General features: G+C 38.6%; 13 protein-coding genes. 3 read left to right on the top strand and 10 right to left on the bottom strand.

Annotated elements, in window-relative coordinates; genetic code table 11:
* Window positions 1-264: 264 nt before the first annotated feature.
* Window positions 265-1,506, bottom strand: coding sequence for a leucine-rich repeat domain-containing protein (locus M23134_RS19685; protein WP_198145058.1), 1,242 nt, complete (start codon window positions 1,504-1,506; stop codon window positions 265-267).
* Between the two features lie 432 nt (window positions 1,507-1,938).
* On the opposite strand from M23134_RS19685, the gene M23134_RS19680 reads away from it, so the two are divergent.
* Entirely contained in the window at window positions 1,939-2,178 is a 240-nt protein-coding gene (locus M23134_RS19680; RefSeq protein WP_157558556.1) for a hypothetical protein, read from the top strand.
* A 19-nt stretch (window positions 2,179-2,197) separates the two neighbouring features.
* On the opposite strand, the gene M23134_RS19675 is transcribed toward M23134_RS19680, so the two are convergent.
* Window positions 2,198-3,055: an RpnC/YadD family protein gene (locus tag M23134_RS19675; RefSeq protein WP_045113925.1), complete on the bottom strand. Its 858-nt coding sequence runs from the start codon at window positions 3,053-3,055 to the stop codon at window positions 2,198-2,200.
* A gap of 369 nt (window positions 3,056-3,424) precedes the next feature.
* On the opposite strand from M23134_RS19675, the gene M23134_RS41255 reads away from it, so the two are divergent.
* Window positions 3,425-3,946, top strand: a complete 522-nt coding sequence (locus tag M23134_RS41255; RefSeq protein ID WP_002699090.1) for a hypothetical protein — start codon at window positions 3,425-3,427, stop codon at window positions 3,944-3,946.
* 59 nt (window positions 3,947-4,005) lie between these two features.
* Here the strand turns inward: M23134_RS41255 and M23134_RS19665 are convergent, their stop codons facing one another.
* The 8 genes from M23134_RS19665 to M23134_RS19625 all read right to left on the bottom strand — a co-directional run bounded on the left by M23134_RS19665 (window position 4,006) and on the right by M23134_RS19625 (window position 13,817).
* Window positions 4,006-6,219: an NHLP family bacteriocin export ABC transporter peptidase/permease/ATPase subunit gene (locus M23134_RS19665; protein ID WP_002699088.1), complete on the bottom strand. Its 2,214-nt coding sequence runs from the start codon at window positions 6,217-6,219 to the stop codon at window positions 4,006-4,008.
* A gap of 41 nt (window positions 6,220-6,260) precedes the next feature.
* Window positions 6,261-7,514 (bottom strand): NHLP bacteriocin system secretion protein, encoded by a 1,254-nt coding sequence (locus M23134_RS19660; protein WP_002699086.1) that lies wholly within the window; start codon window positions 7,512-7,514, stop codon window positions 6,261-6,263.
* 240 nt (window positions 7,515-7,754) lie between these two features.
* Window positions 7,755-8,321 carry a hypothetical protein gene (locus M23134_RS38525; protein ID WP_002699084.1) on the bottom strand — a complete coding sequence of 189 codons (567 nt, stop codon included), beginning with the start codon at window positions 8,319-8,321 and terminating at the stop codon, window positions 7,755-7,757.
* Window positions 8,322-8,435: 114 nt separating this feature from the next.
* Entirely contained in the window at window positions 8,436-9,149 is a 714-nt protein-coding gene (locus tag M23134_RS19650) for a hypothetical protein (RefSeq protein ID WP_002699082.1), read from the bottom strand.
* A gap of 404 nt (window positions 9,150-9,553) precedes the next feature.
* The gene (locus M23134_RS38520; protein WP_002699079.1) at window positions 9,554-10,723 is read right to left on the bottom strand and encodes a translocation/assembly module TamB domain-containing protein; all 1,170 of its coding nucleotides are present in this window, start codon (window positions 10,721-10,723) and stop codon (window positions 9,554-9,556) included.
* Between the two features lie 791 nt (window positions 10,724-11,514).
* Complete coding sequence (locus M23134_RS19635; RefSeq protein WP_045113923.1) at window positions 11,515-11,955, bottom strand: DUF3592 domain-containing protein; 441 nt, start codon at window positions 11,953-11,955, stop codon at window positions 11,515-11,517.
* Window positions 11,956-12,056: 101 nt separating this feature from the next.
* On the bottom strand, window positions 12,057-12,797 hold the full coding sequence (locus M23134_RS19630) for a class I SAM-dependent methyltransferase (protein WP_002699075.1): 741 nt from the start codon (window positions 12,795-12,797) through the stop codon (window positions 12,057-12,059).
* A gap of 120 nt (window positions 12,798-12,917) precedes the next feature.
* A complete protein-coding gene (locus M23134_RS19625; RefSeq protein WP_002699074.1) occupies window positions 12,918-13,817 on the bottom strand; it encodes an aldo/keto reductase in 900 nt (299 codons plus the stop codon).
* A gap of 392 nt (window positions 13,818-14,209) precedes the next feature.
* On the opposite strand from M23134_RS19625, the gene M23134_RS19620 reads away from it, so the two are divergent.
* Complete coding sequence (locus tag M23134_RS19620) at window positions 14,210-15,202, top strand: MBL fold metallo-hydrolase (RefSeq protein ID WP_002699070.1); 993 nt, start codon at window positions 14,210-14,212, stop codon at window positions 15,200-15,202.
* The last annotated feature ends 151 nt before the right edge of the window (window positions 15,203-15,353 follow it).

Here is a 15,353-nt window from a genome sequence, read left to right as displayed (position 1 = left end):
GATTGCATACTCGCTTTATTTTTAAAAGTGTTTCGGTTTTATGCCTAAACACCCAATTAAATAGTTTTTAAATTCATCAATGACTGATAACCGAGCCTCTGGCGAGCTCAACAAAGTTAAACAGCAAACAACTTTGACTAAAATCACTGCGGAGCATTGATTGAGTAACTTTTGGTAATGTGTATTATAAACATATTAAGCCCTTAAGCAAAAAATGGTTTTGTAAATCTTCACAAAACCATTTAAAACAAACAAAAAGTAACCTTAAAAATCTATAGTACAATTAGGTAGTCGTTTTTGAATTTTTTTCAGTTTTTTCTTTGAAATAGGGTTGCCTTCCAACACTAAATATTCCAGGTTGGGCAGGTTTTGAATCTCAATAGGTACATCGGTAAGTTTGTTATTGATCAATGACAAGGTGGTGAGATTGGTAAGCTTGCCTATAGACTTAGGTAACTTGATGAGTTGATTGTCGTTGAGCGAAAGTACCTCTAACTGTTCAAGGTTACCCACATTTGCGGGTAATGACGTTAGCTGGTTACTGTCTAAAGCCAATGATTTAAGCTGGGTAAGCTTAGTAATTGCTATAGGAAAAGTAGTGATTCTATTATGTGATAGATTAATGTCTTTCAGGTGTTGAAGTTTGCCAAAACCAGGTGGCAAACCAGTAAGTTTGTTATACAATAAGTATAAATCTTTGAGGGTTTTGAGTTGAGCAATGCTTGCGGGCAAAAAAGTAAGGCGGTTGTGCGACAAGTGAAGTTCTTTGAGGTGCTCTAGTTCGCCTATGCTTTCGGGCACTACAGCCAGGTGGTTTCCATCTACCGAAAGGTACTTCAGGTTTTTGAGTTGGCCTATTTCTTCGGGTATACTTTGCAAACGATTCGATTGAGCATCGAGGTATTGCAGGTTTTGCAACAAGCCAATGCTTTCGGGCAGCACTGCGAGCTTGTTTTTGTTGAGGTAAAGACTCTTCAGGTTTTGTAGTTTGCTTATGCTTTCGGGCAACTCGATGAGGTCGTTGTGCCCCAGGTTTAAAATACCCAAATGTTCCAGTTTACCTATGCTTTCGGGCAAAACAGTCAGTTGGTTATGGTCAAGCCATAAATCTTCCAGATGATCGAGCTCGCCTATACTTTCGGGCAACTTAGTTAGGTGATTATGGTTGAGCCAAAGTTCATGGAGTTTTTTTAGCTTACCTATGCTTTCGGGCAAAGTATGCAAATGGTTGTGATTGAACCAAAGTTCTTCGAGTTGTTGTAACTTGTCGATCGTAGAAGGCAACACCTCTATCTTGTTGCCCGAAACCCCCAACACCAACAAACCAGGGAGGCGGTCAATGCCTTTGGGTAAACTTGTGAGTTGTTGATTGCTTATATTGAGTTTGTGTACAGCTTCAGGATTTTTAAGGGCGTCTTTCATAGACTTATACCCTTTGTATTTTTGTGCTTGGGCAGCAAACATAAATACTATTAGAAAAGAGAAAGAACAAAAGAATGTTTTCACAGGAATTGTCATTGGTTTAACACAAAAAAAAATACACCTGGTTAGGATTGCCAGATGTAGATTCCTTTTTCTGTACAATAAAAGCACCAATTTGGCTTATTCCAGCATTTTTCCTGTTTTTGGTGAACATTATGTAATGATCACTTTGTGGGGCGTCACCTGTAGCAATGGTTATTTAAGGTGATTTATCTGTGCTGTAAATCTTCGCCAAGGCAAACACTGGGGGTAAATAGAAACATTTAACTAAGTGGGTATTAACAAACATAAATCACTGATTACAAACACTTTAATCCAAAAAAACCTCTTGTAAAAGTGTTCGTTTTTAGTTATATTTGTTACATATTCTCACGGTGAGAATTAGCCCAAGAGGTAAGTTTTGACCGACCTCCTCAAGGGCTTTTTGCAAAATATAAATTTTACAGTATGCAAGGTATGAAATTAAATTTGCCTGCCCAACCAGAAGCGATTCCATCATCAATGATTGACTTGTTTGCCCAAAGTTTAAGGGTACGGCTAGAGGTGGTAGTGTTAGATGCCGAAATTCCGCTAGAGCACTTGCGTCATCATCGTCACAAACAACTCAAAAATTATTTGCAAGCTCATCTCACAGAGGTGCAATATTTATTCAACAATTTTGAGCTGCTTGAGTCGCTACGTGTCAAAAAAGAATAACTCTACTGCCCGGTTCTTATCAGGAGTCGGGCTTTTTGATTTGATCAGCCATTTTTTGAACGTCTATTACAGAAAGTTCGGCAATACGCGCTACTTCTTCCAAAGGCATCTTGCCTGATTTGAGTAAGGCAATGACCATTTTAACTACGCCTTGTGTAATACCCTTCTCTATTCCTTCTTGATGACCTTTTTCTATTCCTTCTTGTTGGCCTTTTTTCACCCCTCTTTGGTAAAAAACATCCTTTTCAATGTCATAAGTAAGTCCCATATATTCTAATGTTTGTTCGGTTTCAATTACTAAATTTCTCAATCGGGCAAAGGTAGCAAGTTGCCTGATATACTTTTGTAACGTACCAGGGTCATCAATTAGTTTGACAATTTTTGAAATTATTTGTTTCAAAACAGTTGATACTTTTTTTTGCTGAAAATCACCCAGTACCGCCAGCAAGACTTCTTCAGGAATATCTGATTCAAGCCATTGGGTATAACTGACTTGCCTCAAGTCAAGCAATTCAAACCCTGTAAAAACCTCTTCTGGCTTTAGGCGAGTACGCATTTTGGGCGGTTTGCTGCCTACATAAATCACAAACTGGCGTATGGGAAGTTTATATTTCTGTCGCAAAATAGCAAAATACAGTTGCATTCGCTCTGCCATGCCCTGTTCATCGGTAGACTGAAATTCCAACTGAATAATCATTTGTTCACCCTTAGGTGTCGTTATTTTTCTCAAAAAATCAGCTTCTCGCTCCAGCGTAGTTTGCAATTTATCTTTGAGTTCTTCACTGCTTGCTACTTCTATACCTAAGTAGGTTTTGCTCAAAGACAAAAAGTGTTCGCCAATGTTTTCCTTAAATATCTTGTCATATTGATTGCTCATATCATAGCTTTTGCTCAGTTCAAAGCTACCACAATAAAAACATTTAGACACAATATAAAATCAAAATGTTTAATTTATTTTTTTCATCAAACTCACCCAGAGCTTGTTTAAACTTTCGCAGAATTACTTTACTACACCGCTAAAGTTTATCCCCGACTCGACACTTGACTAAGTACCAGAAATATAAAATTGACTCACAAAATGATTGGCAAATGAATTAATAAGACCAATCTTTGTGTAATTAGAACTTCAATTTAAGCAAAGGCTATTTATAACCTGTTAATTATCAATTATTTAATCACAATAAACAAAAATAATTGGCACACGTTATAAATTAATTGATCTATTCATTTCCAAACTAGTTGAACAATGGCAAAACAAAAAAAGACTGAAAAAGAAAAATCGGCAAAAGCGACTACAACAAAACCTGTAGCCAAAAAAGAAGCGACCAAACCAGCTCCAAAGGCAAATACTGCAAAAGCAAAGCCCGCAGCAAAGAAAGAAGCGACCAAACCAGCTCCAAAGGCAATTACTGCAAAGGCAAAGCCCACAGCCAAAAAAGAAGCGACCAAACCAGCTCCAAAGGCAAATACTGCAAAAGCAAAGCCCGCAGCAAAGAAAGAAACAGCCAAACCAGCTGCAAAGGCAAGGCCCGCAGCCAAAAAAGAAACAGCCAAACCAGTCAGCCAAGCTATAGCTGAAAAAACAAGCAATACAGTTTTTATAGGTTCTATCAGTGATGTGGCAGCTGTTCAACCGATCACAAATATTTTAAGCTTCAGCTTCTTGAGCAATATCCTGGAAGATATTTGTAATGTAGCACAAGGTTTAACCAACAAAGAAGAAAGCATTACACATACTATAAAACAGGTAGCCGATACTTTAGCTTAAGCACAAAAAAGGGGCTGTATCAACCAATACATCCCCATTAGCTTCTTTTATTTTTTATATCACATCTTTATTAATGCAGCATAAGCAGCCTCCTTTGCTTTGAGTTCTTCGTGAGTACCCCGCTCTACAATTTTGCCATAACGCAGCACAATTATTTCATCACTATCACGAATGGTACTTAAACGATGAGCTACTACCAATACTGAGCAAGAGCGACGGCGGATGTTGTTTTCTATTTCTTTCTCAGTCAATGGATCGAGCGCACTGGTTGCTTCATCCAACACCAGTACCGACGGATTACCTACCAGCGCACGGGCAATCTCCAGGCGTTGCCGTTGTCCTCCGCTCAGGTTTTTGCCAGCTTCGGCAATATACCCCTCATAACCATCTTTACGTGAACCTATTACATCATGAATACAGGCATCTTTAGCAGCTTGTGTAATCAAATAATCAGGAATGGTATTGTCCCATAAAGTCAATATTTCTTTGGTAGCACCTTCAAACAGAAAAATGTCTTGGTCTACCATAGCCAACGAGTTATTGACTACTTCACGTGGGATAGAATTTCGGGGTTTGCCATCTAGTAATATCTCTCCACTCCAGGGTTGATACAACCCTGCCAACAACTTGGCAAGAGTAGATTTACCGCTACCCGATCCACCTACTAAAGCTACCCGTTCACCAGGTTCTATTTTTAGATTAAAATCTTCTATCAAAGGCTCAGCATAACGACTGTAGCCAAAAGTAACATTACGAAACTCAATATATCCCTCCAGTTTTTTAGTAATAATGCTGTAGTCAAAACTTTGACCATGCTCAAACTTATGCGCGTTTTGCTCGGTTTGCTCGTCAATAGGGGCTTTCATTATATCATCGAGGCGGTTCATATCGCCCTTAGCTTCCTGTAGCTTTCCACCCAGGTTTACCAGGTTTTCTACTGGTTCTGAGAAACTCGCCATCAGGCTCTGAAAAGCCACCAACATACCAATGGTCATGTAGCCATCCATTACCCGTATACTGCCTAGAGTCAATATAGTAATGGTAGTAAGTGCACTCAGTACAGTAGGCACTGCATTGAGGAATATACCCCAGCTTGCATTTTTTTGTTCAGCATTGACCACCTTGGTCATATAACCCGCCCATTTTCTAAAAAAATCATCCTCTCCTCCACTTGCTTTGATCGTTTCTATCATTTGCAAACCACTCATAGCCACACCAGTCAATTTACCTTCTGCTTGTTGAAACTGACTATAACTTTCTTCGCGTTTCTCTGCCACTAATCGAAGCGCCAGAATATTGACCAAAGCAAACCCTAAGCCTACCAATGACAATACCACATCGTACTGTAGCATAATTACAAAGAAAAATACGATGAGCAGCAAATCAAGAAAATTGCGGGCAAACTGCCGAGAAAGCAATTCTGAGACATCACTGTTGGTTTCTACTCTTGAGCCAATATCTCCAGCGTAGCGTTGTTGAAAAAAATCGACAGGCAACCGCAATACATGCCAAAAAAACTTTGAAGAAGTAGCCAGACTCATTTTGGTTTCTAAACGCAGTAAATAACGGTTTTTGAGCCACTCAAGCACCCCCTGGAGCAACGCTGCAACCCCCATACCCATAATCAATGGAATGAGCCAATCATTAAGCCCTTCTACCAGAATTTCGTCTACAAAGAGTTGTAAAAATACAGGAATGGCAAGTCCTGGTACAACCATCAATAGCCCCACCAATACTACAAACAGCAAATCTTTTTTATAGCCCTTGATACGTTCTCTAATGGCATGCCATATTTGGGGTTTTCGTCCACCTTTCGTAAAATGTGGCTCAGGCTCAAAAGTAAGGACTACTCCAGTAAAAGCTTCGTCAAACTCGGCATAAGATACCACCCTGTGCCCTTGAGCGGGGTCGTTGAGATATACCCGATCTTTGCTTCGGTTGATGCCTTCCAGTACCAAAAAATGGTTAAAGTTCCAGTGAATAATAGTGGGCATAGGCATTTGCAACAACTCTTCGGGGTCTTTGCGATAACCTTTGGCTTTGAGCCCCTGCTTACGAGCAGCTTTTAGAATATTACTTGCCTTGCTACCATCACGAGTTACATCACAATCGTAGCGCAATTGCTCTAAAGGTAAATATTTGCCATAGTGCCCCAACACCATCGCCAAAGAAGCAGCTCCACATTCTACGGCTTCCATTTGCAGCAAATTGGGGGTTTTGGCTCTTTTAGTTTTTTGAACCTTAGCCGTAGTATTTATCTTTTGTTCGCTCATAGTATAGTATGCTATAGATCAACGGGGATTGGTTTGAATAATTAATTGCTCAAACCAGGGATGAGCAAGCCTATAGGTTTTTCTTTTTTAATGATAATATTTGCCGAACACAAGGTTCCTGCATTGATCTTGATTTCAGGTGATCTTTGGGTGGTCCATACATAACCACTATAAGCAGTAGAGTCCTGCTCTAAAGCTACAAACACCGCAATTGGAGGGTCTTGTCCAGTAAATGCCTGCACCAACTCCTGATTACCCAAGATACGGGTCATACCATATTTGGTAGAAGGGTAACCCGACACTTGTACTACTTTACCTTTGATGTAACCAGTTTCTTCTATTTTGACTGTAGTGGGAGCTATTTTTACTTCCATCCCTTGAGCTACTTTTTTACCGTCTTCGGGCGGAATATAAATCACAGCTTCCAAACCTTCGTACTTATGGTCTTCTACCTCAAGACTTATAATAGGCGCCCCCTGCTCTACAAGCTGGCCTTTTTTTGCCATCAACTCTATCACTTTGCCTTCGTAAGAGCTTTTGATGTAAGTCAGTAGATTAAACTTTACGTTCATTTCACTGATATTCCCTCTCAAGTCATTTATATCTGACTCTAGTGTTTCCAACTCTTGGTCTTTTACCCCTGGCAAGGCAAAAATTTGTTGGTTATAACGCTGTAACACTGTTTCTAATGAGTCGTAACGGGTTTTAGTGGTCAGATAAATCAAGTGTGCTTTGTCTACTTCGGCTTTGGGTATACGCTTCCTCTGTAGTAACAACTCCAGGTTTTTAAACTTCAACTCTTGCTGCTTGAGCAACCGCTTGATTTTGCCCTGTTCGTTGTCTTCCAATGCATACTTTGCCTTCAGTAGCTGTTTTTTCCTGGCTGATTTTATGGTATAATTGATAATTCGGTTACGCTTTTCTTTCAGGTAGGTCAGCTTTTCTTGAGCGTTTTCTATTTGCAGTCTTAGTTCTGGTTGTGCTACAATGGCAATGGTGTCATTCTTAGAAACACTTTCACCTTCGCGCACCAATACCTGGCCTACAATACCTGAGCCCATAGAAGTAATGTCAGCAATGCCTCCCGATTGAATCAATATGCCCTTACCCCTGACAGTTTTGGGTAGCTCACCAAAGAAACTCCACAACAACAAGGCAAAGATAAGCCCACCCAAGGCAATCAGAGCCAACCAACTACGGGTAGATGTCACCTGTACCAACTCTTGTATGTTATCGGGCGAAGACAAGCGTTCTAAAGCCTTTTCCCGAAAAACCTGTTTTTTTGTGTCAGCCATGTATTTTGTTGATTAATTGTTTAAATAGTAGCAACTTAAGTGATTAGTGACAAGCGACAGTTAGTGAGTGATGTTGAACATTTGACCTAAACTTGTCATGCAAAACCAATGTTGGGTTAACACTTGCTTGTGAACAGTTAGCATAAAATAAACCAAAACCCATACAAATAAAAAAGACTTTCCACAAAATGCAGAAAGTCTTTTATCTATTGAATAATGGATTAAAATATATAATGATGTTTAACGGAATCTTCTCTTACGGCAACGAGGACCTTTGCCTCCACGACGACGACCAATATGGGGGCCACGGCGGCGGCGGCGGCGCCTTCGTCCAGCTCCTCCGGCAACTGCCTCAAGCTCATCTTCACTTAGCTCACCATCTTCATCTTCAGTTTCCAACGATGGAATCAACAAGTGCCATTCGGTCGCTGTATTTTCGTGAAAATATACCTTAAACTCGTCAGGTACATAAAAATCTGGAAGCTCTTTTGCCAACACACCTTTGGGGTCTATCATCAGCAAATCTTTGAAACTTTTATCTGCCATTGCCTTGTCTAACACCACTTCCATTGGGTCATCATCGGGCATGTCTTCTCCCGAAACTTCAGCATCAGGCAATAAAATAATGTGCATTTCATTGGTGGTGTTCTCATGCACGATGAGGCTTACATTATCAGGAATGGTCACACCAGAAAGTTCTTGTGCAAGGGCTTTACGAGGATCTTTTTTGAGGGCGTTTCGGAAGTTGGTGTCCGTAATCAACTTTTCCAAACTACCGAATCTGTCTAATATCTCTTGTTGGGTCATAATGAAATGATTGTTTAGTAGTCATTTTTTTTAACTACGTGATAACTCTGTGAATAGTTGTTGTTGTAAACGGCTAAAGCAAGCCGTTTGTTGGATTAAAACTAATACCATCAATTATTTATAAATTGATAACCCCAGGGTTACTTCAAAACGAGAAATATCAGAAGAAAGAGTTTCGTTAAGGCTTGTTAACTGTGTAGAGCTTGCCCCGTCAGCTGTAAACCTGCTTAAGGTACCCATAGTATAAGACAAAGCCAGACCAATTCCCAGATTTTGGCTAAACATCAAATCCCATCCTGCTGTCCAGGTAAGCCCAAAGGCGTTTGATTTGACCACAAAGTCATCCCCAAAGAAATTTACCCGATTGGTATAATCTACATACCCCATAGCAAACCCCAGGGTATATATATTTTTGGCATTGTTTGATAAGATGCGTGTAGTAAACGAAGGTCCATAAAATAGATTTACCATATTCTCTGCATAGTCTTTGGTGGCAGAGGCACTATTGTTTTGTAATACCGATACTGTGGTAGTAGCACTTGACTGAAATGAAGCAAACTTGATCCCCCAACCTGTAAACTCACTAGTAAAATAATATAAATCGGCTCCATACTGTAGCCCCGACTGCATCTGCTCTCTTGCTTCGCTTAGGTTGGCATTGGCTTCTCCAGTATTGCTCCCCGTCAAAAAGCTCATTCCACCTCTCAGGCTTAGCCTTAACTTTTTGTGGTCTTCCAGGTATTTAATCTCATCCTTTTTTGGAGTATATTGAGCAAAAGTAAAGTTTGTAATGAGTAAGAATAAAATAGTGTTAGATAGTATTTTCATAATGCAAGAATATTTTAATAAAGTGAAATAATACATCTCGCTATAGTGCCATTAGTATTATGATTGATTTACTGGTGCATTCCACTATTTCTTTTTTATTTTTCAAAAAATAAAAGAAAAGTTATATGCTATCTAACCACTTTTTTATTCTAAATGTTGAGGTTTTAAGCTTATATTTTTTGGTTATTCCTTACTGTTTTTTTATATCAGAAAAAATTACTATATTAAAAGTCGGCTCGCCTATTGTACCACTACTAAATACTGATAGTGAGTTCATTAAAAAGGAAATATACTCTATTATAATAGGCACATACACGCATAAAAAATCCCCACAAAGCGCCTACCTTGGTACTTTGTGAGGAAAATATATTTATCCCAGTTTTTTTCTCTAAAACCTGATAATATTAGTTAGCTTTAGTTACTATTACTTTTGCTCTATAATTGGCTTTGTTGATGGTAGTACCTACACTAGGGTAAGGGGTTACTTCTACCAACTTAACTACATAGTCATTGATAGTGGTCTGAGCCAACTCAGGTTTTCCAGCTTCTTTAGTCAATGTAAATCCAAACCCACCTACTTTGAAGTTTACTTTTACATTGCCTGCCCAAATGCACTGTGCACCTTCAGGACATCTGCTATCTTCTACCTCGTTGAAGGTAAGATCAAAATCCTTGATGTTGACAGTAGTTCCATAGCTCATTTCAAACTCGTTACCAAAAGAAGGTGATTGGGTAATAACAAGGGTAGCCTTGTATATACCTTGGTTTGTTGTACCTGCTACTGGGTAAGGTACTACTTTTAATAGTTCGATGGTAAAACCTTGGTAGTCAAACCTTGCCAACTGAGGTTTACCTGCTTCAAGAGTTAAATCCATTTTTTGGTCATTATTGGCAACAAACAACAATTTTACTCTGCCAGCAGATATACAGTTGGTTCCCTCTGGGCATCTGCTATCTTCCATTACCTCTTTGAATTCAAGGTCGATTGCGCCATTTCTAAACCTGGCATTTGCTCCCAACTTCAACTCGAAAGGAGTATTTAAAACAACTTTTACAGGTGCTGCATCTTTGGTAAGTACTAAAGTGGCTTTGTAGGCGCTTTTTGGAAACTTTATATTCACTGCCGGATAAGGGTTTACATCTATCAGCTTTAAAGTATAACCATTAAAAGTTCTCTGTACAGGTGCAGAGGTAGGCAATACGTTTACAGTTTCAAGATCAAAATTAAAATACTGACCTTGGTAAGCCGAAAACGATACTTTAGCTCCACCAGCGCGTACACACATCATACCTTTTGGACATCTTGCATCTTGTACATTATCAAGACGAATCACAAATCTTGCATCCAATGAATAGCGAATGTCATCTAATCCAATCTCAAAAGGAATACCTAGTTGAATCGCCCCACTTGTTCTGGCATTTGGGTTTGCCTGAGCATTGTCCAAAACGGTTTTTAACTCACCTGATTTTTGTGATTGCTTTACCTTAGCAGGGGCTACATTCTCTTTTTTAGCACAGCTTACTATAAAAGCAGTAAAAACTACAAATAATACAATTTTCTTTAAAAATAACATGTTTTAATGGTTTGTTAGTTGTGATGTGTATATTATTATACCTTTCCTTAATTACCACATATAATCAATATTATATGTAACAATCTGGGCGCAAAGGTAGAAATACATCTAAAAAAACAAAACTTTATTTCAGCTTTCACAAAACCATAAAAAATGATTTAAAATAACATTCATAAACCCATAATAATTTAATACAAAATAATATATTTAAACACTCTATGATTCACCTAATAAAACAAAGGTTTTTATCACCAACTGAATAGTTTTTAATGGTCTAAAAACCTAAAGAAAACAAAGGAAAGTGAGGTAAGTTGATAGTAAAAAAACACTTAAACTTAACATGAGACACAAGAACTTACAAAACATAAGTTGAAACCTATGAATACTACTAAAAAGAAGGGAAATGTGGCGCTTACAATAAAATTAAAATTGCACTTTATAAATTTTATTCAGTTATTAATTTCAGATAGCTCAACTTTACCTATACAATGTTTTGGGAAAGAACAATTGACAAAATAGCAGGAATATAAGAGTAAAAAACCCCTAGAGTAAGTAAACCCTAAATACTTACATAATTAGGGTTTTATTTTTGGGTGTTAAGTAATGCTGCGTTCCTCTATCAAGGGTTACATTTATTTTTATGATAATGAACTCTTTTCCTTAAATCACTATTGAGTGGACACCTAAAGTACACAACAACGGCCATAAGTTCTTTTTTACATATCGGAATATAGCTATCCAGCCTTGAATATTTGTTATCCAAATGCAATACAGCTCTTATACGAGTCTTACTAATAGCGGGCTTGTCTACGTACTTTACGAATAAAAAACCAACGCACCATTAGACCTACAAACATTATAATAACCCCAAGTAGAGTCAGGTAAAGTTCGGCCATGTTATTTTCCCAAAATTTATCTATACGGGCATTGTGAGGGTTGTATTTGTGATAAATTACATCTACCTCCTGACCTATTTTATAATTAAACAAGTCTACGTTTACTTCCAGTTTACTTCTAAATCTGATTTCTTCGTCTTTTTTGGTTGTAAACTTCACAAAAGGAAAGCGGTAAATTGCCTTGGAGCCTATCTCATATACTGTGCCTTTCGTTCTAATACCATTTTTTTTCAGGTTCTGGGTTTTTTGCCAAAACGTAAAGCCATAGATGGCTACTCCACCTCCTAAAATAAACAACACAACTCCTACATAAGATACTCGTCTGTATGCGCTCATAATGATCGTAATTTTTGATTAACCTTGTCTATATTCCACCCACTTCTTTGAAACATTGAGCGTTTCACCAAAGATGGCTTCACATAGCATCAACAAATATATTAACTACTAAAAGATAACTGCTTTGTGCCAAACACTCCTGTAGCACAACCAAAAAAATAAGTCTTAAAATGCGCATCTAGTCCGGCTTCAAGTAAAAAACGATGAAACTGACGGGCATCACCAAAGTCGCTGCAATATTTACCCAACATTTGATAATCGGTCGCATTGCCCAAAAACACCCTCCCAATGAATGGAATAATTACTTTGAGGTAAAACATATAAAAAGGTTTCAGCAACCAACTGTTGGGTTTTGATATTTCTATAAGGGCAAAAGCCCCACCTGGTGCCAATACATGGGCTATTTGCTGGGCGAGCCGCTGTTGTTGGACAACGTTGAAGGTTTTGATACCAAAAGTAGACACTACAAAATCGACTGAATTACCCTTCAGTTCACCTTGTAATACATCAAGTGGTTGGAGGGTTATATTTTTCACCTTGAGTTGCTGTAGACGTTCACCCGCTTTTCGGTTCATTTCGTCTGAAATGTCTACCGCGATAATCTGCCCCTGACTACCTACTTTGCGTTGAATCACCCCCCAGGCTTCTCCCATGCCCGACATGAGGTCATAGCCTTTGGCCTGAGAACCAATGGGCGGCAAATCACTGATACACTGCCGCCGCCACCTTTCGGTAAAGCCAAAAGAAGACAAATAGTTGGCAGTACCATAGGTCTTAGACATACGATCAAACATGCCTTTGACATATTGTGGATCATAAATATCGGTAGAAGCCTTCTTCATAAAAACCAGGTTTATTTCCAGAACTCAAATGTTTTTTTTTAGTAAAGCACTCATGTCCCGTGAGAAATCATAAAATACGCACTTGTTTACAACTTCCCTATTGTATGTCTCACTTATTTTTTATCGGTGAGCGGTATACTGGCTGGGAGCCACACTATTTTGCAGCATTGCATAATCGTCTGTTGTCAAAGCAGGCACTTGGTTTCCATTAGTGCAATCTCTTAGTTGCTCATTGGTGCGAAACCCCACTACTGCTGAAGCCACCACAGGTTTTTGCAACACATATTGACAAGCTGTAAGGGCTGGGGTTATCTGATTTTTACTCCCTATTTTTTGTATTGTTGCCGCCACATTTTGTATAACTGTTGTTGAATGATCTAAATACGACTGAGCAGATTTGCCTGCAAGCAAGCCTTTAGCAAGCGATCCACGGGTAATTACTGATACCTGACGCTGGTAGAGTAAGTCTAAGCAAGTTTCTTCAGGGCGACGATCGAGTAAACTATATTGCATCATTACACTGTCAATATTCGAGCGGCTTACATATTCTCTGATTACATTAGGACGAATAGACGAAATACCATAAGCCCTTATTTTACCGTGGGTTTTCAATTGCTCAAACGCTTCTATTACCTCATCTATGGGGTCGTCTATAGTACCTCCATGCAGTTGGTATAAGTCTATATAATCAGTACTAAGACGCTTTAGGCTATTTTCTATGGCGGTGATGATGTAGTCTTTACGTGGGTTCCAGTTCCAGGCAGTGCCTTCTGCATTCCACTGATTGCCTACTTTGGTAGCAATAATTACTTCTTGGCGTTTTTGCCCCAAGGCACGGCCTAGTAAAATTTCATTTTTACCTTGCTCGTATAAATCGGCAGTATCAAAAAAATTAATCCCCAAGTCTAAGGCTTCTCTTACAACACGTACTGGTTGGGCTTGCGTACTTTGTAACGACATACACCCAAAAGCTATTTGGCTTACTTGCAGGCTCGAGCGCCCTAATTGATTATATTTCATATTTAAGTTGGCTACTTACTAAAGATTACAACAAAAACAACTGATAGCTCATGAATTAAGGCAAGTTTAGATGATCAAGTCCAATGAAAACTTTGTAACTATATTGATTGTTTTAGCCCAAGGGCAAAAGAAGATACTCCACTACTTTTCAACCGATCTCCAACACGTGTAGTTGACGTAAAATAACAAATACAAAACTTTGGCTGAACTTCAGTTGACTGATTCTAAACAACCCTGTGAGTTTGGTAAAACTGCAAAAATAACCTACTCTACCAAACATCACCACTGATCGATATAAGTTGAAATAAACAAGTATTTTATTTCCTTGAAGCACTTTATTTTTTCTGTTTTATTTAGCTTTGCTCAAACACATAAATTAATTATTTATTTCCATGAAGTCATTACTACTTATTTGCTCTGTATTTATTACAGCCCTGACTGCCTGCCATCGCTCCTCTACCAATACTACAACAAAACAAACCCAACCAAATAATACTCAACCAACGCCTGTCAAAGCTCAACAATACTTGGTAGTGCTTGGCATAGCACAAGACGCAGGGTATCCACAGGCAGGTTGTACTAAAGATTGTTGTAAAGATGTATGGCAAAACACTCACAAGAAAAAACTTGCCGTAAGCCTGGGGGTTGTAGACCAACAAGAAGGCAAAAAGTGGATGATAGAAGCTACCCCTGATTTTCGTGAACAATTACAGGTATTGAATAAGTTTCAGGCTTCAAAGTCTATGCTTCCTCAGGGCATTTTCCTTACCCACGGTCACATAGGACACTATAGTGGACTTATACACTTGGGAAGAGAAGCCATAGGAGCCCAAGGAGTATCGGTATACGTTATGCCACGAATGAGGCAATACCTCACCAATAATGGTCCCTGGAGTCAATTAGTGAATTTGAAAAACATTCATCTCCAACCTATTCAGGCAGACTCCAGCCTTCAGTTAAGCCAACAAATCCAAATCACGCCTATACAAGTGCCTCATCGTGGTGAGTTTACCGAAACAGTGGGGTATCAAATAAAGGGTAGTAAAAAAACAGTGTTGTTTATTCCTGATATTAATAAATGGCAAAAGTGGGAGCTAAAATTGACAGAAGTAATTAAAACAATAGACATTGCTTTAATTGATGGTACTTTTTATAAAAATGGTGAAATAGCGAACCGCGATATGTCACAAATTCCTCATCCATTTGTAGAAGAAACCACCGCTTTGTTGAAAGATATGCCTACCTCAGAAAAATCTAAAGTTTATTTTATTCACCTCAACCATACCAATCCATTGATCAACCCTGATAGTAAAGAAAGAAAAGAAGTAAACAAACAGGGGTTTAATATAGCACAGGAGGGGCAAATCATTCGTTTAGATCAATGATTATTTAGAAACACCCCATACTTGGCATAATATTTTGTATAGGGTATAATAAAAAAAGGCAGATTTTAAAAAAATCTACCTTTTCAGCGAAACTATCTTCAAACTTTTACTAAAACTTACTTTGTTAAAACTATCAACAATAAACTTGCTG

The organism is Microscilla marina ATCC 23134 (assembly GCF_000169175.1).
GTDB lineage: Bacteria > Bacteroidota > Bacteroidia > Cytophagales > Microscillaceae > Microscilla > Microscilla marina.
The sequence above is the reverse complement of the archived record's forward strand: the minus strand, read 5'-3'. Positions and strand labels throughout refer to the sequence as shown.